The sequence below is a fragment of the Verminephrobacter aporrectodeae subsp. tuberculatae At4 genome (assembly GCF_000193225.1).
In the GTDB taxonomy this organism is placed as follows: Bacteria; Pseudomonadota; Gammaproteobacteria; order Burkholderiales; family Burkholderiaceae_C; genus Acidovorax; species Acidovorax aporrectodeae.
Map to the genome: position 1 here is coordinate 1 of NZ_AFAL01000449.1, position 3,256 is coordinate 3,256.

4 protein-coding genes are annotated in these 3,256 nt (G+C 61.8%); all 4 read right to left on the bottom strand.

The genetic code is table 11. The features are described from left to right. Positions 1 to 739, bottom strand: a 739-nt coding sequence (locus VTU_RS0114600) for an IS630 family transposase (protein WP_169315406.1), incomplete at its 3' end; no start/stop codon positions are given. A 99-nt stretch (positions 740 to 838) separates the two neighbouring features. Beyond that, complete coding sequence (locus VTU_RS0114605) at positions 839 to 1,243, bottom strand: DUF805 domain-containing protein (protein ID WP_010105422.1); 405 nt, start codon at positions 1,241 to 1,243, stop codon at positions 839 to 841. A 234-nt stretch (positions 1,244 to 1,477) separates the two neighbouring features. Continuing rightward, positions 1,478 to 1,810, bottom strand: a complete 333-nt coding sequence (locus VTU_RS0114610) for a DUF805 domain-containing protein (RefSeq protein WP_029554424.1) — start codon at positions 1,808 to 1,810, stop codon at positions 1,478 to 1,480. 77 nt (positions 1,811 to 1,887) lie between these two features. Continuing rightward, on the bottom strand, positions 1,888 to 3,256 hold a 1,369-nt coding region (locus tag VTU_RS27390), incomplete at its 5' end, for an amidohydrolase family protein (protein WP_010105426.1).

A 3,256-nucleotide genomic window follows, 5' to 3' on the forward strand; every position in this document is an offset into this window, starting at 1 on the left:
TGGCCTTGTGCGCAGGGTGCCCATCGACCACCAGAAAGATCTTGCGATCCATGCCAGCGATCAAGCGCTGCAAGAACAGGCGAAAGACTTTGGCATTGACGCTCCCTTCGACTGTCATGAACCTCAAGTGCCCTTGCTTGGACACAGCCGACAGCATGTTCAAGCCGTACCGTGCCCCGGTGACCTTGACCACCGGCGTCTTTCCCACAGGGGCCCATGTGGTTCCTGCGTGATAGTCCGTCCGTATTCCGGACTCGTCGGCAAACATGACCACTGCGCCCTCGCGCTTGGCACGTGCGGCGATCTTCGGGTACTCATGTTCGCGCCAGTGGCTCACCAATGCCGGGTCTTGCTGCCATGCACGATACAAGGGGCGCTGCGGCGTAAAGCCAAGGCGCTTCATCAAGCGACCCACCGAGACCTCGCTCAAGCTCACGTTCAGTTCGTCCTTGATCAACTGGCGGATGATTGCCAGCGTCCACAGTGCGAACTCGAACTTGAACTGCAGCGGATTCTTCTCGCGAATCATCCGCGCCAGCCTCTTCATCTGTTGCGCGTTGAGCTTCGGGGGCGCCCCAGGAATCGGCTTGGCCGCTAGCGCTTGAGCACCACCATAGTGGAACGCCTCCAACCATCGATAGATCGTGCGCCGGTTGATCCCCAATCCGGTTGCCACCGCCTCCGGGCTCTCACCATGCTCGACCCGCTTGACCGCATCTCGGCGCAATTTCTCAAGCATGTCATGTGAGTAGCTCCGGGCGTCGATTGTCTTTTTGCAGTGCATGCATCATTATATTTCAATGAGGTTTTACTTTCGACAGTTTTAGTACGGCTTTTCTTATATGGGGCCGGTGGTGGCCAGTGGTTCTTCCTCGCTGAGTTTCTTGCTTGGCTTCAACCACCAATACAGCAGCACCAAGTACCCGAGAGGGATCACTTGCAGCAGTAGCCACCAGCCCGAGCGGCCAACATCGTGCAGACGGCGTGCCCCCACGGCCAATGCCGGCAGGAACAGCAGGAGCATGACCAGCGGGACCGAAATCTCCCACGGGATGGTGGTGGCAAACGCTTTATTCAGTGTGGTGCCGAGCATCACGGGTCCAATCAGAAGCAACCACCGGAACAAAAGAAACGCCCAGAACTCATCGCGTGTTGCGCGCCCCGAGAAGCCCACGTACTGCCTCAGGCAGCTTTTGACGGCCGAGAAAAAACCCACGATCGAATCCCCCTGGATAAAAGTCACACAACGTTATGTTACAGAATGATAGTGGAGCCGCATGAGGAATCGACGCAAAGCGCAACCACGATGTCGCACGTGTGACCTTTCGGCGCTACCCACTATCAAGGCGGTCGCTACCACCGAAGTCGAAATGAAGGTCCGCGTGGATGGGCGGTATGGGCGTGTAGGCTTGGCCGCGCGTAAAAGCCCGCAGGACCTCACGGTCTGCGGGCTTTTCTTATATGGGCCCGGTGACTGCTATTCCTCGCCGGGCTCCTTGCTTGGCTGCACCCACCAATACAGCAGCACCAGGAACCCGAGAGGGATCACTTGCAGCAGTAGCCACCAGCCCGAGCGGTCGATATCGTGCAGACGGCGTGCGCCCACGGCCAAGTCCGGCAGGAGCAACAGGAACGAGAGCCCCCAACCGATGGTTTCAAACACTTCATCCAGTGCGGCGCCAAGTATCAGAAATCCCATCAGAAGTAGCCACCGGAACAGGGCAAACCACCAGAACTCGGAGCGTGTTGCGCGCCCCGAGAAGACCGCGAACTGCGTCAGACAGCTCTCCACGGCCGAGAAAAAATTCATGATCGAGTCCCCTCTGAATAAGAATCGCGCAAAGCTATGCTGCGCGACGGTGCGTGTCAAGGTAGTTGTCGCCTCATTCAAACAGCCATCGGCTGAATATCCTGTGCGCGCGAATGCGTCTTGATGAGCGAATCGCGTTCGGGGGTTGCGGCGCACGGCCTGGATGTGCGAGCAGTTTTCGGGTCGCCTTGCTTTGACATGGCGAGGGACGCATCAGAAGCGCGTCGCGCGCCACAGCGTGGGGGGGCGTCGAGCAGGTGCCGCAGGCCCGTGCGTTCGAGCATGCGTTCGGTCGCGTGCTGGGCGCGCTCCATCACTTCGGTTTCGTCCACGGTGTGGACCTTGCCGTCCTCCATCAGCACCTTGCCGTCGACGATGGTGGTGCACACGTCGGCGCCGTTGGCAAAGGCGGTGACGCGATAGACGGGCATGTTCAGCGGCATCAGATGCGGCTTGAACAGATCGACGAGGATGATGTCGGCCTTCTTGCCGGTTTCGATCGAACCGATCTCGTGCTCCAGGCCCAGCGTGCGCGCGGCGTCGATGGTGACCATCTCGAGCACCTTGCCATGCGGCAGCACGCCCGCGTCGCGGAAGTGGCGGCGGTGGTAGTGCATGCACTGGAACATGTGGCGGAACATGTCGTAGCTGCGGTCGGGCGCAATGCCGTCCGAGCCAAGCGCGACGGTGACACCGGCGTCCAGCAGTTCCGGAACGGGGCAGCGTCCGCGGATCGACATGATCGCGCTGGGGTTATGCACGATGCGTGTTCCGGTCGCGACGCAGGCGGCGATGTCCTCGGCCGTGAGGTCGATGGAATGCGACATGAACGCACTCTCGCCGAGCAGGCCGAATTCCTCGTGCGCCCGCCTCAGACTGCCGCTGCAATGCCCGTCCTGCGTGAAGCGCAGCGCGTGGCGGCGCGCCAGGTCCCGGTACTGCCGGGCCTGGCTGCGAAAGACGTCCGCGTACGGCAGCTGTTGCGGCGTGTGCTCGGGGTGGTACACCGGCAGCGTGACGCAGATGTTCACACGCCCGCCGGCCCGGCCATGCTGGCTGCGGATGATTTCTTCGCAGCAGTCGAACATCTGCGCGAAGGACACTTCCCGCAGGCTGCGCTGCTCGCCACTCCAGCTTGCATAGGTGCGCGGGCCGGGCGGGCGCGACGGCCCCACGGCCAGGAAGGAGCGGGTGCCTATCTCGGAGATCGCGTCGCAGTGGCGCGTGGCGTACACCGGGTCGTCAACGCGCATGATGTTGTCGCCGCCGCCAAACAGGCAGACGCCGGTGGTCGTTCCGCAGCGCAGCCTCTCCAGCGCAGCGAGTCGGGCCTCGGCGTACCAGAACTCCGCGTCCGATCCTGTTGTGTAGATGGTCTCGCAGGCGGCCATCCAGGCAGCGCCGTCGCCGCCGCCCATGCTCTTGATCAGGCCATGGCCGGCGTGC